This is a genomic window from Bacillus cereus group sp. N8 (assembly GCF_016483685.1).
In the GTDB taxonomy this organism is placed as follows: domain Bacteria; phylum Bacillota; class Bacilli; order Bacillales; family Bacillaceae_G; genus Bacillus_A; species Bacillus_A proteolyticus.
In genome coordinates this window covers 338,690-361,530 of sequence record NZ_JAEHBK010000001.1, presented here as the reverse complement: position 1 = coordinate 361,530, position 22,841 = coordinate 338,690, and the positions used below count along the sequence as shown (strand labels likewise).

Genomic DNA, 22,841 nt, shown 5'->3' with positions numbered 1-22,841 from the left:
GTCCCCCTTATAGATAAAGCGGCATATGCTGTAAACCCGTTGTTTCTTCTAGTCCCGCTAATAAATTTGCATTTTGAACCGCTTGCCCAGCTGCGCCTTTCATCATATTGTCTATAACAGAAACGACTGTCACTCTTCCTGTTCTTTCATCGTAAGCTATCCCCATATCACAATAATTTGAGCCCCTCACTTCTTTTGGACTTGGAAACTCTCCTTGCGTGCGAATTCGAATAAAAGCCGATTGTTCATACGTTTCTTCATATAATTTTTGAAGTTGTGCTATCTTCATTTCTCGTTTCACTTTCGCATAAAGTGTAACCATAATCCCCCGTGATATCGGTATTAAATGTGTACTAAACGTGATTGGATTCGTTTCCCTATTCCACTCTGCAAGCATTTGCTCAATCTCAGGAACGTGTTGATGCTCATTTACTTTATAAATGTGCAAGTTATCGTATAACTCAGGAAAGTGAGTCATTGTTGTTGGCGTTTTGCCCGCTCCAGATACTCCTGATTTCGCATCAATAATAATCGAATCTTCTTCAATCATGCCGATACGTACTAACGGCGCTATCGCTAATAATGCCGCTGTAGCAAAACATCCTGGGTTTGCAATTAAATCTGCATTTTGAATCTCGGACCTTTTCCATTCACTTAACCCATATACTGCTTTCCTAAGAATTTCTTCCTGTGCAGCTTGCCTTTTATACCACAGTTCATATGACGAGGGATCTATCATACGAAAGTCTCCAGATAGGTCAATTACTTTTAAACCCACCTGTAATAATTTTGGAGTTAACTCTACCGATACTCCTGCCGGGGTTGCTAAAAATACAATTTCCGCGGTCTTTTCTATTGCCTCCACATCAATTTCTTGTAACGTATGGACAAGAACATTTCGAAGATGCGGATATACATTTGTTATACACTCACCAACTTGTGAAAAAGAATGGAGAGATGCTATCGAAAAATATGGATGTTGTTCTAATAACCGAATTAACTCAATGCCTCCATATCCAGTTGCTCCAATAATTGCGACTTTCATAAGCTCCTCCTCATATCGATTCTTTAAATTAAGTATGATTATAATATTGTATATTTATAGAGTCAATTAAATATTTATAAATTTTTAAAACTTAAAAAACTTAATTTTACTAAGAAAACAATATATACGATCTAATTTTTATACAAAAACAATGTATAATAGTATTTTTATTTCACTTCAAGTACAATAAAACAATACATGTATACATACAGGTGGGGAAAAACATGAATGAAAAATTAATTGAGAAAATGATTACAAAAAGTTTTCGGCAATATCAATGTAATCCTGTTTCAAAAGAGGATCAGGAAATGCTAATTAAACATATTCAAACGATGATTCATTCAAATACTGAAATTGATGTATACGAGGCAGTTGAGGATATCGTTTACGATTATGTGACTGGAAAATAAAAAAATAGGAGATTTCCATATGGAAATCTCCTATTTTTTACTTAATGATTTGCCTGCAACACGTTCAAATAAACCTGGGAATAATGCGTAGAGCTTTGGCCCCATTCCCATCCACTTCGGCAAGTTTACTTCACGTTTTTTCGTTTGCATCGCCTTTACGATTTGTTCTGCTACATATGTTGGCTTTAACATGTAACGTCCCATATTTTTCACATATGTACCTGATTGATCGGCTATTTCAAAAAAGTTCGTGTCTATCGGTCCTGGGTTAATTGCTGTTACATACACATTTGTGTTAGATAACTCCATACGCAAACTATTCGTAAATCCTAATACAGCGTGTTTTGTTGCTGCATAAGCACTCGACTTCGGAGTTGCAATTTTTCCAGCCAATGAAGCAATATTAATAATTTGTCCTTCGTTCCTTTTTACCATATAAGGTAATATCGCTTTCGTACAAGCTACTAATCCAAATACATTGACTTGAAACATATCCTTTACTTCATCCATTGAAGCATCTTCAAACGTTTTAAAAATACCAAACCCAGCATTATTTACCAATATATCAATACGTCCTACTTCTTGTAATACCTTTGAAAAAACAGATTGTACTTTCGTTTCTTCACTTACATCTAATACATAGTAATAGCAAGGCGTATTATAAGTTGCTTTAATTTTGTCTGCTAATGCTTGTAGCTTCTCTTCTGTTCGAGCCATTAATACTGGAGTTGCTCCCTGCTCTGCAACTTGCATTGCAACTTGCTCTCCAATTCCACTAGAAGCACCTGTAATGACGATTACTTTGTCCTGTAAACGTCCCGTCATTGCTGTCACCTACTTTGCATAATAAATCAATTGTGGTGAAGATTCATCAATCATCACTTGTTGATTATATGCTAAAAAGTCTAATTGTCCAACAGTTTCTGAGATAGTAAGTGGCAATTGCTCTTTATATAATACCGGAAATAGTTTTACACATACTTCAAATGCTGTCATTGGCTTTTCCTTTAATAGCTCCAGCACTTTAAAAGCACGTGTCTCTTGCTTTTGTAATCTTGTTTCAATAAGTTGTTTCACATTCAGAACATCTTCCCCATGCCCGGATAAAATACGTGAAATATTCATTTCACTTAAACGTTTTAACGTTTGATTATACTGCAACAAAGGATGCGCTCTTTCTGTTTGCCCTTCATATGGTGGTTCTAATATTGGATTTGAAGAAATATGACTAATGAGAGCATCTCCACCAATTAATATTCCATCTGATTCTCTATATAATGAAATATGAGTAGAAGCATGACCTGGGGTTTCAATCACTGTAAATCCAGGTAACGAATCTATACGATCTCCCTCTCTCACGGTATGTGTTAACGACCTATTACAAGAATATTTAAGTGTCTTCGTCGTCAATAATGCCTCACCATTCAAAAATGCTGCTGGAACGCCGAACTGCAAGGCCGTCTCTTTAAAAAATTCATGATACCTCTTTAAAAATTCGGCATTCTGCGTGATCCAAGGTTCATTCCAAGGATGTCCAATAATCTTTACTTTTTCAGAAAATGTATTTAAAAGTCCACAATGATCCGCATGGTGATGCGTAATAACTACCGTTTCAATATCTTCTATCTTATACCCTAATGCACCTAATTGGCTTTCTAGTGCCTTCTTTGCTTCTTCTGTATTTGTCCCTGTATCAATTAACGTTAATGCTTCTCCCTCAACTAAAAACACATTCACTGTCTCAACTGCAAATGGAACAGGAATCTCCATTCGATGAATCGCCGTCATGCTTAGCCCCCCTGTCTTTTTCCGGTTCAAAAATGAATACCTCTTCAGTTTACAACTTCCCTATAAATTTGTCATTATTTTCAGATAAAAAGAGGTGTTTTCCATAAAAAAACGAATTTATGTACATTTATAAGTATTTCTAACCAAATTTAAAGGAGGAACATCATGTCTATTCAAAACATTTCCTTTCTCGGTGCAGGCTCTATTGCCGAAGCGATTATTGGTGGTTTATTAAACGCAAATGTTGTTAAAGGGGAACATATCACTGTAAGTAATCGTTCTAATGAGACAAGATTACAGGAGTTACGTAAAACATACGGTGTCAAAGGTACACATAACAAAAAAGAATTACTTGCTGATGCAAATATTCTTTTTCTAGCTATGAAGCCAAAAGATGTCGCAGAAGCGATGATTCCTCTTAAAGAATACATAAATAATGACTTGCTTATTATTTCGTTGTTAGCAGGTGTTTCTACTCATTCAATTAGAAACCTACTTCAAAAAGACGTTCCGATTATTCGTGCGATGCCAAATACATCTGCGGCTATTTTAAAGTCCGCTACTGCTATCTCACCTTCAGAACATGCAACGGAAGAACATATTCGCATTGCAACATCGTTATTTGAAACAATCGGTCTCGTCTCTGTTGTAGAGGAAGAAGATATGCATGCTGTCACTGCATTGTCTGGAAGTGGACCAGCTTATATTTATTACGTAGTAGAGGCGATGGAAGACGCCGCAAAAAAAATTAGTTTAAAAGAAGATGTTGCAAAATCACTTATTCTTCAGACGATGATTGGTGCTGCTGAAATGCTAAAAGCAAGCGAAAAACACCCTTCTATTTTGCGAAAAGAAATTACTTCTCCTGGCGGAACTACCGAAGCAGGTATTGAAGTGTTACAGGAGCATAATTTTCAACAAGCATTAATCTCATGTATTACACAAGCAACGAAACGATCACATGATCTTGGAAAAACATTAGAAAAAATAGCAGAAGAAACATAAAAAACGGAGCTCAATTTTATTTGAGCTCCGTTTTTATTTTAATCATATGCTTCTAGTTATTACTCTTACCAAAAATCTCTTCTTGCAGACGACGACCTGTTGGTGTTGCTGCAAGTCCACCTTCTGCTGTTTCACGAAGTGCTACTGGCATCGTTTGTCCAATTCTAAACATCGCCTCAATAACTTCATCACATGGAATTGTACTAGTTACACCAGCTAATGATAAATCAGCTGAAATCATCGCATTCGCAGCTCCTGCTGCATTACGTTTTACACAAGGTACTTCTACAAGCCCTGCAACAGGATCGCACACTAAACCAAGCATATTCTTTAATGAAATTGCCATCGCTGTAGCTGCTTGATCTGGTGTTCCACCAGCCATCTCAACTGCGGCTGCCGCTGCCATTCCACTTGCTGAACCTACTTCAGCTTGGCAACCTCCTGCAGCGCCGGAAATACAAGCATTATTCGCAACAACCATACCGAAAGCTCCTGCTGTAAATAAAAATTCAATCATTTCTTCGCGTGTCGGCTGTAATTTTTCTTGCAGTGCAAAAAGTACACCTGGCACTGTTCCAGCAGATCCTGCTGTTGGTGTTGCACAAATGATTCCCATCGCCGCATTTACTTCATTTGTTGCGACAGCTTTACTCACTGCGTCCAAAATCGTATCTCCAGATAAGCCTTTTCCACTCTGCATATACGCTTGGACTTTCACAGCATCCCCGCCAGTTAAACCAGTTGGTGATTTTACACCACGAATACCGCGTTCTACTGCTTGCTCCATCACGACTAAATTCTTTTCCATTCCAGCAATTACTTCTTCACGTGTGATACTTCTTGTTTCCATTTCACATTGAATCATAATTTCTGCGATTTTTACATTTTGCTCTTTAGCTTGCGCCACTAGTTCCGCTGCGTTCCGAAACATGGTGTGTCCCCCCTGCAATTAATCCATAATAGTTACTTGACAAATATTTTGTTGCCCATTTATTTCCGCGATTACTTCATCTGCTAATAATTCATCTGTTTCAATGACCATAAGCGCTCTTCTTCCTTTTTCTTTACGAGAAACACTCATTGTACTAATGTTAATCTCATGCTTAGCAAGAATTGAAGCTACAGCTGCGATAGCACCGAAGCGATCATTATTTACAATAAGTAGTGCTGGACTCGTGCCTGTTAATTGAAGATCGAATCCGTTTAATTCTACAACTTCAATTTTACCGCCACCAATTGAGCAAGCAACAACTTCAATTTCCTCTTCACCTTTATACAGACGAATTTTCGCTGTATTTGGATGCGGAGCATTTGCATCTTCTTCAATGAATTCCACTTCAATCCCGCGTTCTTTTGCAATATCTAACGCACTTGGAATACGTAAATCATCTGTTTCAAATCCTAGTATTCCACCGATTAGCGCTACATCCGTACCGTGACCACGGTATGTTTTTGCAAATGAACCATATAATGAAATGCTAACTCTCTCTGGCTCATGACGAAACAACTGACGAGCAACTTGCCCCATTCTTGCCGCGCCTGCTGTATGTGAACTTGATGGGCCGATCATAACTGGACCAATAATATCAAACACTGAGCGATACTTCATCATAACTCCCCCTAAACCTCTATGAAAAAATTATTTTCTACTATTCTATTAAGCTACCGAAACGGTTGCTTTTCCAGTCGTACCACAAATTTGTTCCGTTGTACGAATTGGATAGTTTTTGAATAACAATGAACCAATGTATCTTGAAATAATACCAGTTATAATAATAAATACGAAACTTAGCATTACCTTCATTTAAAAATAATATAAGATAATCCACAATAAAGTCTGGTAGCAATCCAAAGTTTAACACAGAACCCCTTACAAGCATAGCATAAACAAGTGAAACTCCCATTGCTTTCATACCTTTTGGTGCTTTAAAGCTAAAGAGTGAAAAAAGACTTAGTACAAATAATAGTAATATCCTTTTATAATCTCTATGTTGCTCTCTCTGCTTAGTCAACTTCACTTGTTAAGACAAATGGCTAAAACGCATGTAGCCTACAATAAATTATAATCTGCCCTCATTATAGCTTGTTTTTAATAAAACGCTTACTTTTAATGAATTTTAAAAGTTCTGAATAAAAATCTTTTTTTGCTATTTGTACCACTCGTAAGTCGTCTGACTTATATAACAGTTTTTCTAGATAATCGGTATTATGTATTTTCATCCTATATCTTCACTTCTTTAAAACTTTCTGTGTCATCCAATATAAACATAAAATTATAACAGTTTTATTTTAAAATTTTTTTAGAAATAAAAAATGGCAACCTTTCGTCACCATTTTTTCACAACATTATTATCTTTCTACTGGAAATGATTTTAAATCCGTAGCTATTTCTGTATTAGAAAATAGCTCTCTTGCCTCTTTCAATAATTCCTTATATGTATCTCCTTGATAACGAGAACTAATATGAGTCAATATTAATCGTTTTGCATTTGCCTGAAGTGCAATACTCGCAGCTTGCTTAGATGTGGAATGAAAATAGTCATACGCTTGTTGTTCATCTTCTGCCGCAAAAGTTGCTTCATGAACAAGTACGTCTGCGCCTTGTGCCAGCTCTCTACTCGCTTCACAGTATCTTGTATCACCTAAAATGGTAATAATTCTTCCCTTTTGAGGTGGACCGATAAAATCTTTTCCATTTAGTATCGTACCATTTTCTAACTCAACTACTTCTCCATCTTTTAAACGTTTAAAGAGTGGACCGGGTTTCACACCCATCTCCAGCAATTTATCGACTAAAAGAGCACCTTGTATATCCTTCTCTACAATACGATATCCAAAACATTCAATACCATGTGACAATCTTTTCGTTTCCACATAAAATTCATTATCTTCAAACACAGTACCTTCTTCTGTTATCTCAACAATTTCAAGTGGATATTTTACATGTGTCGTACTTACTGATAATGCTACTTCAATAAATTGTTTAATTCCTTTTGGCCCGTATACTGTTAACGGTGTTGTTCCACCTTGAAACGAACGGCTTCCTAATAAACCTGGCAATCCAAAAATATGATCGCCATGTAAATGCGTAATAAATATTTTTTCAATGCGTCTTGGGCGCACAGATGTATGTAAAATTTGATGCTGAGTCGCTTCACCACAGTCAAATAACCAAGTCTGTCCTCGTTCTTCTAACAATTGCAAAGCAATTGCCGAAACGTTCCTTCCTTTCGAAGGAACACCTGCACCAGTTCCTAAAAATACAAATTCCACTTTCTTTCCTCCAGCTCTTTATATAATCTATCTCTCATCTTACGGAATGTTATTTCAAATGGCAAATTGAATTTGCATAACCAATCATCTAGACAACTATATAACACGAACATTATAAATAAAAAACTTAACAATCGTTCGTGTTTTGTAGTAGAATAATACTATCACATTTCAAGGGAGCGTTTTATTATGAAAGAAGTATTTCGTTTACAAACTGATTTTTCATCTTCATTTGATCGCTGGGTAAGTTCTTTCGTTTCTGATCACCCAGCACAACTAGAGTGGACGACTTTAAAAGAATTAATTCATGAATATACAACATCTCATACAAATGAGACGTTACCAACATATATTTCTTCAGCTTTAACATATTACGCACAACGCGTTTCAACGACAAATAGTTCAGAAATTGTCATTTTTGAAAATGCTACAATTTCATAATCTATAATAAAAAGCACTGTAATCAGTGCTTTTTATTTATGTTCATTAAAGTATTTATTTTCCCACCTTATTTCAAAAATACTCCTCTTATTTCCTACTATATAGCCATCATAAATCTATTTAATTTTTCAAAAAAAAGATATTGACACTACAAATTTACAGTGCTAACATTCAACATGTAATTGAATATGGTCTCTGTTAGGTGAGGCTCCTGTATAGAGAAACGCTGCTGCCCAAAAATGTCGAGAGACGCCAATGGGTCAACAGGAAAGGTCGGAATGAAGGCCTTTTTTAACGTAGCTGGTTTCAGTACCTATGCTATACAGTGCTAAAACTCAACGAGGGAGAGGTGCGTATGTTTTGTCATACACAAAAACTGTTTTTATCTATGTTTACTAACAGTCTTTGTTGTTGACTCTTTTTGACTACGAATTCAGACCTTTACTCGTTGTGAGTAAAGGTCTTTTTATGTCTTTATGCACCTTACTATGAAACAAACATAGCATATTCAGAAACTACTAATTGTACGGAGGTGAGGAACAGTGACAAGTGATGATTCGGCCCAGATACCCATATGTTTTACGTTAATTTTTCACCATGTAGGTAGGAAAGAAACTGTTCCTCCCAATTTTAAATAGTCGAGTAACAGATTGTTTCCTCCTTCATGAAAAAGGAGGAACTACCAATGTTAAATTTAAACAGACAAGAAACGAAGCATGCTTACAATCGAGATAGCATGCAAACAAATAACAAAGTATTAGTGGAAGTTGCAACACAAGATATAAACTCTGCATTAAAACTTCTAGAAACAACAGAAAATGGACTCTCGAAACAAGAAGCGTCTCGTAGACTTTCTTTATATGGTCCGAACGAAATTGCTCATAATAAATCATTGCCGTGGTACATTCAATTTCTGCTGGCATTTAAAAATCCATTTATTTTTGTTTTATTAGCTCTTGGAGCACTCTCTTTTTTCACAGATGACATACAAGGAACAATTGTCGTATCTGTAATGGTACTGCTAAGTTCAACGATTCGCTTTTCACAAGAATTCCGCTCTCAAAAAGCCGCAGATAAGTTAAAGGCTATGGTTCGAACAACCGCGAGCGTCTTTAGAATAGATGGATTTGTACACGAAACAAAAAACGTAACGAATTTAAATCGAAATTATACAATAGAAATTCCAATTGAAGAACTTGTACCTGGCGATATTATTTCACTTTCAGCCGGTGACATCGTTCCAGCTGATGTGCGTATTTTATCAGCTAAAGATTTATTTGTTAATCAGTCTTCATTAACCGGGGAAGCACTTCCTGTAGAAAAATACGAAAACTGCTACCATACAGAAAATAAGCATATGTTACCGAAAAATATGAAAAAAAATTTCAATCCACTCGATATGGAAAACCTTTGCTTTATGGGTACGAATATTGTAAGCGGTAGCGCAAAAGCTGTTGTCGTTTCAACAAGTACCGATACGTATTTCGGCTCTTTAGCGAATAAAGTAATTGGACAGCGCACAGAAACAAGCTTTGATAAAGGTGTAAACAAAGTAAGCTGGCTCTTAATTACATTCATGCTTATTATGGCCCCCATTGTCCTTCTTATTAATGGATTCACAAAAGGTGACTGGCAAGAAGCTTTCTTCTTCGCTATCGCTATTGCAGTTGGTCTTACACCTGAAATGTTACCAATGATTGTAACTGCTAATTTAGCTAAAGGTGCTGTTAACATGTCTAAGCAAAAAGTTATTGTAAAACAGCTAAATTCTATTCAAAACTTAGGTGCGATGAACATTCTTTGTACAGATAAAACTGGAACTTTAACAGAAGATAAAGTTGTCCTAGTTCGTCATTTAGATCCTAACGGAAATGAATGTGATCGTGTATTACACTTTGCCTATTTAAATAGCTTCTATCAAACGGGATTGAAAAATTTAATAGATAAAGCTGTTATTGAGCATACAGAAGAAAAACAAAAGTTCGACCCTTCAACGTTTCAAAAACTAGATGAGATTCCATTTGATTTTGCTCGCCGTCGCATGTCCGTCATCGTCAAAGATATCTCAGGTGAACATACAATGGTTTGTAAAGGTGCCGTAGAAGAAATTTTATCAATTTGTAATTACACTGAATCGAATGGACAGGTTGTTCAACTTACCGAGGAAATACGTTCAAATGTCAAACAACTAAGCGAGAAATTGAATGGCGAAGGTATGCGTGTGATTGCTGTAGCCTATAAAAAAGATAGAAAACTAAATGATAAAGAGTACGCTGTAAAAGATGAAACTAATATGATTCTCGCTGGATACATTGGCTTTTTAGATCCACCGAAACCATCTGCAGCTGCTGCTATTCAAGCATTACAGAAACATGGTGTACAAGTAAAAATTTTAACTGGTGATAATGAAATTGTTACAAAAAAAGTTTGTAAAGAAGTGGGATTAAATATTGGAGAGCCTATCCTTGGCTACGAGATCGATCCTTTACCAGATAAAGCATTAGCAAAACTAGCCGAAGAAACAACAGTGTTCGCAAAACTAAATCCAATGCAAAAATCTCGCATTATTCGTGTCTTACAAGGGAACGGTCATACAGTAGGTTATATGGGGGATGGTATTAACGATGCCGTAGCACTACGTGATGCTGACGTTGGAATATCTGTTGATACTGCAACCGATATCGCAAAAGAGTCTTCCGATATTATTCTGCTTGAAAAAAGTTTAACTATATTAGAAGCTGGTATTTTAGAAGGACGCACTACGTTCGGAAATATTTTAAAATATATTAAAATGACGGCTAGCTCAAACTTTGGAAATGTATTTAGTGTGTTAGTAGCGAGTGCTTTCATTCCCTTTTTACCGATGCTTGCCATTCACCTTTTAATTCAAAACTTGCTTTATGATATTTCACAGCTGTCTATTCCATGGGACAAAATGGATAAAGAGTTTTTAGAAAAACCGAGAAAATGGGATACTGCAAACTTACGGAACTTCATTATTTGCATCGGTCCAATTAGTTCCATATTTGATATTATCACATACGTAATCATGTGGAATGTCTTCGGTGCAAATACACCTAGCGAACAATCGCTATTCCAATCCGGTTGGTTTGTCGTTGGGTTACTAACTCAAACATTAATTGTCCACATGATTAGAACACAGAAAATTCCGTTCATCCAAAGTACTGCATCAATACCAGTTCTCTTATTAACCGCTTGTATTATGGCAATGGGAATTTATATTCCGTTCTCACCACTTGGTGCAGCAGTTGGTTTACAAGCATTACCACTATGCTACTTCCCGTGGCTAATAGGAATATTATTAGGTTATGCTTTCTTAACACAATTTCTGAAAAGAGTTTATATTAAAAAGTTTCATAGCTGGTTGTAAAAATAAGAATGAGTGGGTACTCCCCACTCATTCTAAAAAACATAACACGTACTTATATGTACGGAGGTGACCATGATGGTATGGTATGACATTGTATTAAGATTATTGATAGCAATCATTGTAGGAGCTTGCATCGGAATGGAAAGACAATGGAGACATCGAATGGCTGGTTTGCGGACAAATGCTCTCGTATCACTTGGTGCCTGTATATTTGTTTTATTATCCGTCATGCTTGATCATGATGCTAGCCCATCACGTATCGCTGCCCAAGTTGTTAGTGGGATTGGCTTTTTAGGAGGCGGCGTTATTATCCGCGACGGTTTTAGTATTAGAGGACTAAATACTGCGGCTACTTTATGGTGCGCAGCTGCTGTTGGCACTCTTACAGGCGCTGGCTTCCTTCTTGCAGCTATATTAGGTGCAGCCGGCGTTTTACTAGCAAATATACTACTTCGCCCAATCGCTCTCTTTATGAATAAAAAATCAAAAGAAGAATCACCTGAACAAACAAACTACTTCCTTTCTCTTACTTGTTCAGAAGAAAATGAAGCACATATTCGTTTTTTACTTATGCATATGGTAAGTACAGAGGGTCTCGGTTTAAAAGAGTTATATAGTGATGATGTAGATTCTAATCAAAAAGTCTGTATACAGGCTACATTACATTGCAAGACAAATGCGGCTATCTTAATTGAAAAAATAGTAAGTAGAATGTTATTAGAATCTGGCGTTACTGCTGCTGGGTGGAAGACTTCTTTAGATTTAGAAGCGAGTTAAATATGAAAGGTGCCATGATATTTACTGCTTCATGACACCTTCTACATAAACTTATTTTCTAACTTTTGTTGAAACGACTTCTCTTGCTTACGTAGTAGTTGACTACCTCTCTGTAAAAGCGATGTTCCATACTTATCATTAATTTGATCAATGACAGCAAGTAGCGGTTCTTTTTTCGCATCCTCTTCAAATGAAAACAAATCTAATTGTTTCACCGATTCTGTCTTCCACTCTATTTCAGTAGCTGTAACACCTAGTAAACGAACGGAATCACCGTCCCAATGTTGCTTCCATAAACGGGATGCTGCTTGAAAAATATCGCATTCTTCCCAAATCGCATTTTTCAATTGCTTACTCCGTGTTACTGTTCGCCTATCATGGTATTTAATCATAATTTGTATATTATAGCTGACAAGGGTTCGCTTTTGTAACCTTTTACTCACTGACTTTGATAAACGTTCTAACATATCAAGTAATTCTTTCTCTTCATCCATATCCTTTGAAAAGGTCATCGAATTACCGACACTTTTATGCTGTCCCATTTGACTCGGATCAACTTCCCTATCATCCATACCTTTTGCACGTCTTTGTAAATCAACACCGTGCTTTCCAATTTTAGCGCGAATGATATGCTCGTCTCCCTTTGCCAATTGTTCAATTGTCTGTATATGAATATCATTTAATTTTTCAGCTGTTTTCTCTCCGATTCCATGCATCTCTGCAACTGATCGTGGCCAAATAATTTCTGGAATATCACGTTTTCGAAGCACAGTAATACCAAGTGGTTTTTTCATATCTGAAGCGGTCTTTGCTAGAAAAAGATTTGGAGCAATTCCAATACTACACGGAAGCTGTAACTCTGTTAATAACGCCCCTTGAATCATCTTTGCTATTTCAAGAGGCGAACCGAGTGCATAGCAATCTGTAATATCTAAATACCCTTCATCTATCGAAACTGGTTGTATTTTTTCTGTAAAACGGGAAAGTATTTGAAACATTTGAAATGAAGCTTCGCGATATAGTGTAAAATTAGGACGCCTCACAACTAATTGCGGGCATAATCGCTTTGCTTCCCAAAGGGGCATCGTCGTACGTATTCCATATGCTCTCGCTTCATAACTACATGTTATGATAATCCCTTTTCTCTCTTTTTCATTCCCCGCAATCGCTAATGGCTTTCCTTGTAATGATGGGTCATGAGCAATTTCGACAGATGCGAAAAAACAATTCATATCTACATGTAAAATAACACGACCATTTTTCGGATACATTTCTCGCATAATACTCATCTCCTCCAAAGAACATCCGTTCCTTTATTATATCAAATTCATGTACAATATAATAATTACTTATTCTTTTTATCCTTATTTTTGCTATACTTAATACGAAGTATGGATATTATTGTAAAAGGAGTGACTTATTATGAAACCAAATAATAAGCTCAACTATACATTCGTTATTATTATTTTAATTATCTTAATCAATTATTTGCTACTTCCGATGTTCAATATTAATGTGGCTGGACTCCTTCCTCGTTTACTTAGCATCGCAACAACTTATGTACTCCCATGGATTTTCTTATACTGGCTTATCCGTCTTGTGAAAGCAATTGAATCAAAATAAAAAAGCGTGTAAATCACAATTGATTTACACGCTTTTTCTAGTTAATTACTTCGCTACTTCTTCAATAATAGCTACAACTAACTCTGCTGTTTTCGCTAATTCTTCAACAGGAATTTTTTCATTTGTTGTATGAATTTCTTCATAACCAACTGCTAAGTTAACTGTTGGGATACCGTGTCCTGCGATTACGTTCGCATCACTTCCGCCACCACTTTGGTGAAGAGAAGGTGTACGGCCAATGTTTTCAGCAGCGCGTTTCGCAACTTCTACAACGTGATCTCCATCAGCAAACTTAAAACCTGGGTACATAACATTTACTTCAACGTCTGCATGGCCACCCATTTCTTTTGCAGTTGTTTCAAATGCTTCTTTCATTTTTGCAACTTGCGCTTCCATTTTCCCATTGATTAAAGAACGAGCTTCCGCAAAAATTTGAACATGATCGCAAACGATATTTGTTTGTGTGCCACCTTCAAAACGCCCAATATTTGCAGTTGTTTCAGAATCGATACGACCAAGTGGCATCTTTGCAATTGCTTTTGCTGCGATAGTAATTGCAGATACACCCTTTTCTGGTGCTACGCCAGCGTGCGCTGTTTTCCCACGAATAATCGCATTCACTTTCGCTTGTGTTGGCGCTGCAACTACGATTTCACCAACTTTTCCATCGCTATCTAATGCATAACCATATTTTGCTGTAATGCGCTCGCGATCCAACGCTTTTGCACCAACAAGACCAGATTCTTCTCCAACTGTAATAATAAACTCAATTTTACCATGAGGGATGTTTTTCTCTTTTAAAACACGAATTGCTTCAAACATAGATGCTAAACCAGCTTTATCATCCGCTCCTAAAATAGTAGTCCCATCTGATACGATATATCCATCTTTAATAGAAGGCTTAATTCCATTACCAGGAACTACTGTATCCATATGAGAAGTGAAATAAATTGTATCAACACCGTCTTTTGTTGCTGGTAAAGTACAAATTAAGTTACCTGCACCATGACCAGTCACGCCCATCGTGTCATCCTCAAATACTTCTACACCTAAAGCAGTAAATTTCTCTGTTAACACTTTGCAAATTTCTGCTTCAAATTTTGTTTCAGAATCTACTTGTACTAACTCCATGAATTCATTTACTAAACGTTCTTGATTAATCATAAGACTGCGCCTCCTGCACTACCATTATGTATGTAACAATATTAATTATAACAGAATTTCGCAAAAGTTTCGAAATACAAGACAAAAAACAGATGGTTCACACATCTAGATACCATCTGCTTTCTATTACTCGTTTAACAACACCCAGCGCATATGATCTTCCCAAACACCATTAACCATTAGCATTTTTCGAGATACACCTTCATATTGAAATCCTATTTTCGTCACTACTTGTATAGATGCTAAATTACGCGGCATGATCGGTGCTTCTATACGATGTAAATGAAATTCTTTAAAGGTAACTTGAATTGCTTTTCTAAGCGCTTCTGTTGTATAACCTTTATTCAATTCTTCCTTATCTAATTTATAGCCAAGTACACAAGATTGATAAATTCCGCGAACAATTAGATTAAATGAAATACATCCAATAATTTTTGTATCATCACCCTTTTTAAAAATCCACAGTCTGATGATTTTACCTTCCGCGAACTCTTTTCTATCCTTTTGTAACTTTTTCTTTTGATAATCTAACGTGAAAAAATCCTCTGGTCTATATTCTTCCCACGCTTTTAAAAACTCACGATTTTTGTCGTAATATTGAAGAACTTTTTCCGCATACGACTCATCAATTTCTCTTAAATGTAAACGCTCTGTTTCGTATATTTTCATCATCGTATCTCCATTCTTCATGCTTGCATAACAAAAACTAATAATCTACCTTTTAACATATTCTCTACGTATGCTCAAATTTCCTGTAATATTTTGCACCCCCCTCCCGAATTTTGTCCTTTCTCTCCCCTTGTCCATAATTTCATTTCTCGTTACAATGAAATTGTACTGATTTGCAAGGAGGTTTAACTATGCATAAAAAAGCTCAAAAAATTATGGTTTATATAATGCTAATTTCTATGCTTGTAACAACATTACTTACTGGCGCAAGTATGTTTTGGTAAAAAGGACGATTCACTCGTCCTTTTTTTACTGCTTACACATACAAAATAGACCATCTCGAAATCGAGATAGTCTATTTTGTATTGAACATTTTATTTTATATATAGTACAACTGCTACAATGCTAAAGGAAAAAGCCATTACAAGCGCTATTACAAAACTTGTATATTGTTTCTGCTGAAATGCCCCAATAACAAAAGTAAGATTGAGTAATGCCATAAATACAATCGCTACAACGTAAGAACATATATTAAAAGTTGCCAATATGAATGTAATAACAAATAGAAAACCCACAAAAAACTGCATATAAGAAATTTTCAGATTCAAGTACATATAAGCAACCCCTTTATCTATTTTTACCCCGATTTGTGTGGGCTAATAATCAGCGGGGAATAACCTCCCACTGATTAAAGTTTCACTTTATCTTTCTATATTTTCATTAACGCATGGTTATGTACACATGTCAAGACAACTTATAATAAAAGAAAAAGCCAACTTTTGTGTCGACTTTTTCATATGCAATGGCACCTTTTTCTTTTGCCAATTGCTGAAATGATTTTTTCGATTTCACAATCCATACTTTCGTTCCAATCGGAATACGATCAAATAAATATTCCACATCGTTTTTCTTCATTCTTATACATCCTTGTGAAATATACTTTCCAATTGAACTAGGTTGGTTTGTTCCATGTATTCCATATTTACTCCCATCAGTTCCTCTTGCATTAAATCCAATCCACCTTGATCCAAGTGGATTTTTTGGTGATCCACCTGGAATATCCTTTGCAATATAGTACGGATCCTTCGCCTTCATTACAATATCAAAAGTTCCTTCTGGGGTTAATTCATTCGTTTTTCCTGTCGCTACTGGAAAAACCTTTTGGATTTTCCCATCGTCAATATAAGCTAACTTATTCGTCGCTTTATTTACAATAATAAAAGGATCTCCTGTACGCGGATTATCACCAAGAGGCCAGATCGGTGATAAAGAAAGACATAGTATGAAAGAGAGAAGATACGGCATATGTAATTCCTACCTTCTATATAAGTTCTTTTATATTATCCTTTCCCTTAAAGCGACTTTTAATGAGTAAATATTGCTCCATTTCATACACAAGTTGAACAAGTTTCGCACGTATCTCAAATTCTTCACGTGTAACTGGCAATGGCATGTCTCTAAATAATTCTCGCATTTCTTGAAGCTGTCTTAAGGAAATAACCCCAGTACTCTCCGGGCTAATGGCATTTCCAATGTTTTCAACAACATCCGCAATCATGTCAGCTTGTTCATATGTCCATGATAAAGAAGCTGCTAATGGTATCATCCGCTCTAAAATTTCGAACTGTTGCATGCGCATATTAAAATAACGATAGTAATAGCCATCTTCTCGCATAAATGCATTCTCAAGTTTCTTAAACGATAAATCCCTTGCTTCATTTAGCATATTTTCAGTTTCAATAAGTTCCGCCCCGCTCCAACTACTTTCTCTGTTTCGTAAATACACGACCATTTCAAACAAAATTGTTTTAAAATTACTTTCTATTTTATCCTGATACTCTTTTAGCTTATTTTCACTACTTGGCATATACATATTCACTAATAAAGCCACGCTAATCCCTATCGTTAATATCGCAATTTCATTTCCAACAATAAGCCATGTAATTTGTTTCAATGAATATAAATGCATCACAATAACTGAACTCGTGACAATACCTTCTTGAATTTTAAGCATAACTGCAGTCGGAATAAATGTAAGTAATAATATGCTAATTGCAAGTGGTGTATATCCAATTGTTTCAAAAATACAAAACGCGAATACCATTGATAATACACAAGCTAAAAAACGATGTAACGACACTTGAAGTGATTTACGTTTCGTATTTTGTACACATAATATAACTAAAATACCCGCTGAACTATAAAATTCTAACCCTAATAACTGAGCAATAAAAACTGCGGCGCCTGTCCCTATTGCTGTTTTTACTGTACGGTATCCAATTCTGAACATAGCATTGCTCCTATATGTATAAACGTATTTACAGTTAGTATAAAAAAAGGATGACACAATGTCATCCTTTTCTACCTATTATTCACGTAACCTTGACATATTACAATATTTTTTGTAAAAATTGTTGCGCACGCTCACTTTTCGGTGCTGCAAAAAATTCTGCTGGTGCACTATCTTCTACAAGCTTTCCACCATCTAAAAAGAGTACGCGGTCTGCTACTTCTTTTGCAAATCCCATTTCATGTGTAACGATTGCCATTGTCATTCCTGTCGTAACTAATGATTTCATAACTTCTAACACTTCTTTCACCATTTCTGGATCTAGCGCAGAGGTCGGTTCATCAAATAACATAACTTCCGGTTCCATCGCTAGTGCCCTCGCAATTGCTACACGTTGCTTTTGTCCTCCTGAAAGACGATTGGGATATGCATCTTTCTTATCTAATAACCCTACTTTTTCTAAAAGTTTCTCAGCTTTTTTTTCAGCCTCTTGCTTCGTCACTCCTTTTACATTGATAGGGGCATAAGTAATATTTTCTAATACAGTCATATGAGGGAATAGGTGAAAATGTTGAAATACCATTCCGACATTTTCACGAACGTGCATAATATTCGTTTTCGGATTCGTTACTTCTTCCGTTCCAATCCAAATGTGACCATCTGTCGGCGCTTCTAATACATTCATACAGCGTAAAAATGTTGATTTTCCAGATCCAGACGGTCCGATAATTGCAACAACTTCTCCTTTTTCAATCGTTGTTGTAATTCCTTTTAATACTTCATTTTTTCCAAATGATTTATGAAGGTTGTCAATTTTAATCACTTTTCTTCATTCTCCCTTCAATTGCCTTCCCGACTAATGTAAGAATAATTACTAATATATAATAAATAAGTCCAACAAACAGTAATGGTTCAAGATATTTAAATGTTTCACCGCCTACAATATAAGCACGGCGCATTAAATCTGTTGCTCCAATTACAGTTACTACAGCCGATTCTTTCGTAAGAGTTGCAAACTCATTTACAAGTGCTGGTAATATATTTTTTAAAGCTTGAGGAAAAATAATATTTCTCATCATTTTCCCATAAGGAATCCCTAAAGCCATCGCTGCTTCTGTTTGTCCTTTATCGACCGCTTGAATGCCGGCACGAATTACTTCTGACATATATGCACCTGAATTTAAGCTAAATGCAAGTACAGCTGCTAAAAAGGCTGGTATCTCATATCCAATCATTTGCGGAACACCGAAATAAATAATCATTAATTGCAATACAAGTGGTGTACCACGAAATATTGAAGTATATATATCTGCTGCAATATTTAATGCTCGTATTCTAGCAATTTTGCAAAGTGCTAATAACGTCCCTAAAATAAATCCCGCTAAAGCTGATGCAGCTACAATTTTCAATGTAACTTCTAAGCCCTTTAATATATATGGTATTGAAGGCGTAATTGCCGAAAAATCTAGATTCATCCTTTTCATTCCCCTCACAGAAAGGTGAAAGGCAGCTTATTTTCCGCTGCCAAACCATTTCTTCACTAATTTATCCATTTCTCCATTTTCTTGCATTTTCTTAATTACTTTATTAAATTCTTCTGTTTTATCACTGTTTTTTGGAAGGGCAATTGCTGCACCTACTTCTTCTGGTGCTTCTTGAATTTCAACCCCTTGTAATTCTTTCATTTTTTCTAAATAATTTTTTGCAACTGTGTCTTCTATAATTGCAGCGTCAAAACGACCAGCTTTAATTTCTTGTACAATTTCTGGTATACGGTCACGTCCCTCAGCTTTGAAATCGACTTGTTTCTGAAATTCTTTTGCCTTTTCTTCTTGAATTGATCCTGTTTGTACCCCTACTGTTTTACCTTTTAAATCTTCTAATGATTTAATATTAGAGCCCTTTTTTGAAACAATCATATTTTTAGCAACAAAATAAATATCTGTGAAATCAGCATTGTTTTTACGCTCTGCAGTTGGTGTCATACCTGCCATAACGAAATCAACTTTTCCTGAGCTAAGAGATGCTAATAAACCGCCAAAATCCATGTCTTTCACTTTCACTTCATATCCAAGTTCTTTTCCGATATATTTGGCAATATCAACATCAAAACCGATAATTTCATCACTTTTTGAAGCTTCCACGTATTCATACGGTTTATAGTCTGCTGAAGTCCCCATAACGAGTACTTTTTTATTTTTGCTATCCGCCGCCTTTTCTTCCCCATTACTACAAGCACTGAACATACTTACAATTAAAATAAGTGCAAACGATATTGATAATAACTTCTTCATCTTTCTTCCCCCTAATAATGTATATTTAAAAGTTTAATAGAATATTTATTCGATGTTTGTATTGTATCAGCACTTTTATTTTTATGCAAGATTTAAAATAAAAATAAACACAAAAACATTATTAAGTTCATTTTCAATGCATAAAAACATGTATAAAATAACAACCCTATGCATGTCTAATCATTATAAAAAATAAATAAAAAAGCGGTACGTCCACTTATTCGTGAACGTACCGCTTTTTCTCTTCCTTATAGTTCTTCGCAATTTTCTTCGAAGTAAGATTGTAGTTTTGCAATTACTTGCATTGGTTCATGACCTTCAATTTCATGACGTTCTACCATCGTTACAATTTTTCCATCTTTTAATAAAGCGAATGATGGAGAAGAAGGTGGATATCCTTCGAAGTATTCACGAGCTGTTGCTGTTGCTTCTTTATCTTGACCCGCAAATACCGTTACAAGGTGGTTAGGTCGTTTATCATAATGTACGGAATGTGCAGCAGCAGGGCGAGCAATGCCACCTGCACAGCCACATACAGAGTTTACCATTACAAGTGTTGTACCATTTCTTTTAAATGCTTCTTCAACTGCTTCTGGTGTCGTTAATTCTGTATATCCAGCAGAAACGATCTCCTCACGCGCTTGACGAACAACATCATTCATAAAAAAGTTAAAGTTAATCAATCTTTTCCCTCCTCTAATTCTACCTATTTGTATCTTACCAGTTAATGTTTAGAGAATACAAGTAAGTTTACTTGTATTTCAGCATAGAAAAGGTGTTAGAGCCCTGCTCTAACACCTTTTCTTAATGACCACGATGTTTTTGCTTTGCCTTTTGTACTTTTATTAAACGCCTTCTTTGCTTTTCGGCTTCTCGTTTCTCTTTAGATTGCACTTTCTTTTCTTGTTTATGCAGTTCATAAGATAAGCTAATTGCCTCCTGCGCCTTTGTAAAACGTTTTACATTTACTTCTTTTGCTGCTTGTCGTATGATACGCTTTATATTTTTTGGACGCTGTTTTTCTTTAACTTCCACACCACATCTTGCAAAGTGCTGAAAATATGCTAACAGTGGACCATTTACAAATATAAGCACTTCTTCGTCTGACGGTTCCGTTCCAAAAATATACCTCGCACCATACAATTTCCCTTTTTCTTTACATGTAATAATTCCTACAAAAAATTGACCATCATGATATACTGTCAACTCCATCGACAGCCCCTCCTAAAAAACATTAGAAATACTGGACATCCCGGAGGGGAAGGTTACTGACATGAAATCATGCGTCTGGACTACCAACCAGATCTGTGTTTTTGTATTTCTTTCATTATTATTATATCTTTTTTTCCATAATTTTCATATATTCAGCAATCATTTTTTTATGCGATCCTACAATATAGTCCGGTAGTTCTGTTACTGGAAAGAATTTAAGCTGAACCGCTTCTTCTTTATTCATAACAAAGTTCCCTTCATATTCATCGGTATAATAAGCTGTCGTTACAGATTGAAATTCATCACCGTTTGCTAATTTTGTAAAATAGTTCGCTCCAGAAAATACATTGATTAATCGAAGGTTCTTTACTTCTATTCCTGTCTCTTCGTACACTTCACGGTAAGCTGTTTCCTCTGGTGATTCACCAAGCTCCATTAACCCACCAGGCAGCCCCCATTTTCCGTAAGGCTCTGTTCTTTGCTGTAATAATACATATCCGCTTTCATTTATAACGAGTACAACAGCACCAACTAAAATTAAAGGGCGATGACCAACTATTTTTCGTAATTCTTCTACATATCCCATCGTATCCCCCCCTTTTCGTTGTCCACACTATTGTATCATATGTATGAAACGACAAAATGCTTATATTTTTCATTTTTTTAACAAAATATTTATTTTATGTGTTTCATCTACTGTAGCTAACATAATGGATTCGACTTCTGCACTCTTCTCTAGAAATTCTCTCGCCCACTCTTCTGTTTTTCCTAATAAAGCAAGAACATCTTGCTGAACCCTCCCATCCTTTACTAATACAAAAGAAACTGGAGATTTTTTCCCCGCCACTTTAAGATCAAGCCGCGAAACTGCTTCATATTCTGGATACTGAAATATAGAAACCACACCGCTCGCTTCCCACAATGCTAATTTAATCGTTTGAATATCGCTCACATTTCGCATGCGAAGTTCCGAAAATAAATATTCCACCGTAATCCTCGCCTTTTTCAAATTGCTAAAATCAATGGAACCATTGTGTATAAGAATAATAGGTGCAGGCTCTAAAAAACGTCTCCACCTATCCCATTTCAACATTAAAACAGAGCCTACAATATGTAATACAACGAGTATGAACGTTGTAATCATTGAACCGAGTAATCCAACCTTTTCATCAGATAATGCGTTAGAAATATTCCCACCCAGCAATAACACTAATACAACATCTAAAAAACGAAGTTGTGCAATGGACCTTTGCCCCATCGCTTTCGCAACAAGAATTAAAAATATATAAGCTATAATCGCTCGGATAACCCATTCGCCATTAGAAAGATGCCGTGCTCCTTCAAAAATATGCATAACTTTGCACTCCTTAAACGTCACAAACTACAATTCTGTCTTAGTTTGCAACGTTTAAGGGCATATATGTAAAAAAAGCTGATTCGTTTTTAAACGAACCAGCTT

27 protein-coding genes and 1 riboswitch are annotated in these 22,841 nt (G+C 35.9%); of the genes, 7 read left to right on the top strand and 20 right to left on the bottom strand.

The window, feature by feature from the left end; all coding sequences use genetic code 11:
- Positions 1-7 precede the first annotated feature (7 nt).
- Entirely contained in the window at positions 8-1,045 is a 1,038-nt protein-coding gene (argC, locus tag JDS80_RS01950; RefSeq protein WP_199636907.1) for an N-acetyl-gamma-glutamyl-phosphate reductase, read from the bottom strand.
- Positions 1,046-1,269: 224 nt separating this feature from the next.
- On the opposite strand from argC, the gene JDS80_RS01945 reads away from it, so the two are divergent.
- Positions 1,270-1,455, top strand: coding sequence for a YqzH family protein (locus JDS80_RS01945; RefSeq protein WP_071771607.1), 186 nt, complete (start codon positions 1,270-1,272; stop codon positions 1,453-1,455).
- 30 nt (positions 1,456-1,485) lie between these two features.
- Here the strand turns inward: JDS80_RS01945 and JDS80_RS01940 are convergent, their stop codons facing one another.
- Both JDS80_RS01940 and JDS80_RS01935 read right to left on the bottom strand, forming a co-directional pair.
- On the bottom strand, positions 1,486-2,280 hold the full coding sequence (locus tag JDS80_RS01940; RefSeq protein ID WP_199636905.1) for an SDR family oxidoreductase: 795 nt from the start codon (positions 2,278-2,280) through the stop codon (positions 1,486-1,488).
- Between the two features lie 9 nt (positions 2,281-2,289).
- Complete coding sequence (locus JDS80_RS01935; protein ID WP_199636903.1) at positions 2,290-3,243, bottom strand: MBL fold metallo-hydrolase; 954 nt, start codon at positions 3,241-3,243, stop codon at positions 2,290-2,292.
- A gap of 165 nt (positions 3,244-3,408) precedes the next feature.
- Here JDS80_RS01935 and proI point away from each other — a divergent pair, with 165 nt between their 5' ends.
- Positions 3,409-4,248 carry a pyrroline-5-carboxylate reductase ProI gene (gene proI, locus JDS80_RS01930; RefSeq protein ID WP_199636901.1) on the top strand — a complete coding sequence of 280 codons (840 nt, stop codon included), beginning with the start codon at positions 3,409-3,411 and terminating at the stop codon, positions 4,246-4,248.
- A 52-nt stretch (positions 4,249-4,300) separates the two neighbouring features.
- Here the strand turns inward: proI and sdaAA are convergent, their stop codons facing one another.
- The 4 genes from sdaAA to rnz form a co-directional block, all read right to left on the bottom strand.
- Positions 4,301-5,179 carry an L-serine ammonia-lyase, iron-sulfur-dependent, subunit alpha gene (sdaAA, locus tag JDS80_RS01925; protein ID WP_098888588.1) on the bottom strand — a complete coding sequence of 293 codons (879 nt, stop codon included), beginning with the start codon at positions 5,177-5,179 and terminating at the stop codon, positions 4,301-4,303.
- Between the two features lie 18 nt (positions 5,180-5,197).
- Positions 5,198-5,857, bottom strand: coding sequence for an L-serine ammonia-lyase, iron-sulfur-dependent subunit beta (sdaAB, locus tag JDS80_RS01920; RefSeq protein ID WP_002088527.1), 660 nt, complete (start codon positions 5,855-5,857; stop codon positions 5,198-5,200).
- A gap of 40 nt (positions 5,858-5,897) precedes the next feature.
- Positions 5,898-6,260: a hypothetical protein gene (locus JDS80_RS01915; RefSeq protein ID WP_206774443.1), complete on the bottom strand. Its 363-nt coding sequence runs from the start codon at positions 6,258-6,260 to the stop codon at positions 5,898-5,900.
- Between the two features lie 337 nt (positions 6,261-6,597).
- Positions 6,598-7,521, bottom strand: coding sequence for a ribonuclease Z (rnz, locus tag JDS80_RS01910; protein WP_071747050.1), 924 nt, complete (start codon positions 7,519-7,521; stop codon positions 6,598-6,600).
- A 189-nt stretch (positions 7,522-7,710) separates the two neighbouring features.
- Between rnz and JDS80_RS01905 the strand changes: the two genes are divergently transcribed.
- From JDS80_RS01905 to JDS80_RS01895, 3 genes are all read left to right on the top strand, one after another.
- Positions 7,711-7,962: a DUF3932 family protein gene (locus tag JDS80_RS01905; protein WP_002145851.1), complete on the top strand. Its 252-nt coding sequence runs from the start codon at positions 7,711-7,713 to the stop codon at positions 7,960-7,962.
- 187 nt (positions 7,963-8,149) lie between these two features.
- A riboswitch (M-box (ykoK) riboswitch) is annotated at positions 8,150-8,317 on the top strand.
- A gap of 330 nt (positions 8,318-8,647) precedes the next feature.
- Positions 8,648-11,353: a magnesium-translocating P-type ATPase gene (gene mgtA / locus JDS80_RS01900; protein ID WP_199636899.1), complete on the top strand. Its 2,706-nt coding sequence runs from the start codon at positions 8,648-8,650 to the stop codon at positions 11,351-11,353.
- A 75-nt stretch (positions 11,354-11,428) separates the two neighbouring features.
- Complete coding sequence (locus tag JDS80_RS01895; RefSeq protein WP_199636897.1) at positions 11,429-12,130, top strand: MgtC/SapB family protein; 702 nt, start codon at positions 11,429-11,431, stop codon at positions 12,128-12,130.
- A gap of 41 nt (positions 12,131-12,171) precedes the next feature.
- Here the strand turns inward: JDS80_RS01895 and JDS80_RS01890 are convergent, their stop codons facing one another.
- The gene (locus tag JDS80_RS01890) at positions 12,172-13,410 is read right to left on the bottom strand and encodes a DNA polymerase IV (RefSeq protein WP_071771618.1); all 1,239 of its coding nucleotides are present in this window, start codon (positions 13,408-13,410) and stop codon (positions 12,172-12,174) included.
- Positions 13,411-13,552: 142 nt separating this feature from the next.
- Here JDS80_RS01890 and JDS80_RS01885 point away from each other — a divergent pair, with 142 nt between their 5' ends.
- Entirely contained in the window at positions 13,553-13,753 is a 201-nt protein-coding gene (locus JDS80_RS01885; RefSeq protein ID WP_071747054.1) for a hypothetical protein, read from the top strand.
- Positions 13,754-13,798: 45 nt separating this feature from the next.
- Here the strand turns inward: JDS80_RS01885 and JDS80_RS01880 are convergent, their stop codons facing one another.
- Complete coding sequence (locus JDS80_RS01880) at positions 13,799-14,917, bottom strand: tripeptidase T (RefSeq protein ID WP_071747055.1); 1,119 nt, start codon at positions 14,915-14,917, stop codon at positions 13,799-13,801.
- A gap of 126 nt (positions 14,918-15,043) precedes the next feature.
- The gene (locus JDS80_RS01875) at positions 15,044-15,589 is read right to left on the bottom strand and encodes a GNAT family N-acetyltransferase (protein ID WP_071747056.1); all 546 of its coding nucleotides are present in this window, start codon (positions 15,587-15,589) and stop codon (positions 15,044-15,046) included.
- Between the two features lie 188 nt (positions 15,590-15,777).
- Here JDS80_RS01875 and prli42 point away from each other — a divergent pair, with 188 nt between their 5' ends.
- Complete coding sequence (gene prli42, locus JDS80_RS01870) at positions 15,778-15,870, top strand: stressosome-associated protein Prli42 (RefSeq protein WP_000549036.1); 93 nt, start codon at positions 15,778-15,780, stop codon at positions 15,868-15,870.
- 90 nt (positions 15,871-15,960) lie between these two features.
- Here prli42 and JDS80_RS01865 read toward each other — a convergent pair whose 3' ends face one another.
- From JDS80_RS01865 to JDS80_RS01820, 10 genes are all read right to left on the bottom strand, one after another.
- Positions 15,961-16,200 carry a DUF3894 domain-containing protein gene (locus JDS80_RS01865; RefSeq protein WP_199636895.1) on the bottom strand — a complete coding sequence of 80 codons (240 nt, stop codon included), beginning with the start codon at positions 16,198-16,200 and terminating at the stop codon, positions 15,961-15,963.
- Positions 16,201-16,330: 130 nt separating this feature from the next.
- Entirely contained in the window at positions 16,331-16,891 is a 561-nt protein-coding gene (locus tag JDS80_RS01860) for a L,D-transpeptidase (protein ID WP_071747058.1), read from the bottom strand.
- Between the two features lie 16 nt (positions 16,892-16,907).
- The gene (locus JDS80_RS01855; protein WP_071771621.1) at positions 16,908-17,876 is read right to left on the bottom strand and encodes an aromatic acid exporter family protein; all 969 of its coding nucleotides are present in this window, start codon (positions 17,874-17,876) and stop codon (positions 16,908-16,910) included.
- Positions 17,877-17,976: 100 nt separating this feature from the next.
- Entirely contained in the window at positions 17,977-18,699 is a 723-nt protein-coding gene (locus tag JDS80_RS01850) for an amino acid ABC transporter ATP-binding protein (RefSeq protein WP_071771622.1), read from the bottom strand.
- Positions 18,692-19,351 carry an amino acid ABC transporter permease gene (locus tag JDS80_RS01845; RefSeq protein WP_001046912.1) on the bottom strand — a complete coding sequence of 220 codons (660 nt, stop codon included), beginning with the start codon at positions 19,349-19,351 and terminating at the stop codon, positions 18,692-18,694. Before JDS80_RS01845 ends, JDS80_RS01850 begins: the two co-directional genes overlap by 8 nt.
- A gap of 36 nt (positions 19,352-19,387) precedes the next feature.
- A complete protein-coding gene (locus JDS80_RS01840) occupies positions 19,388-20,170 on the bottom strand; it encodes a transporter substrate-binding domain-containing protein (protein ID WP_071747061.1) in 783 nt (260 codons plus the stop codon).
- 248 nt (positions 20,171-20,418) lie between these two features.
- Entirely contained in the window at positions 20,419-20,832 is a 414-nt protein-coding gene (locus JDS80_RS01835; protein WP_002008492.1) for a BrxA/BrxB family bacilliredoxin, read from the bottom strand.
- Positions 20,833-20,974: 142 nt separating this feature from the next.
- Positions 20,975-21,382 (bottom strand): YjdF family protein, encoded by a 408-nt coding sequence (locus JDS80_RS01830; protein ID WP_071747062.1) that lies wholly within the window; start codon positions 21,380-21,382, stop codon positions 20,975-20,977.
- A 121-nt stretch (positions 21,383-21,503) separates the two neighbouring features.
- Positions 21,504-21,968: an NUDIX hydrolase gene (locus JDS80_RS01825; RefSeq protein WP_071747063.1), complete on the bottom strand. Its 465-nt coding sequence runs from the start codon at positions 21,966-21,968 to the stop codon at positions 21,504-21,506.
- Positions 21,969-22,037: 69 nt separating this feature from the next.
- The gene (locus tag JDS80_RS01820; RefSeq protein WP_199636893.1) at positions 22,038-22,736 is read right to left on the bottom strand and encodes a DUF421 domain-containing protein; all 699 of its coding nucleotides are present in this window, start codon (positions 22,734-22,736) and stop codon (positions 22,038-22,040) included.
- Between the last annotated feature and the right edge of the window lie 105 nt (positions 22,737-22,841).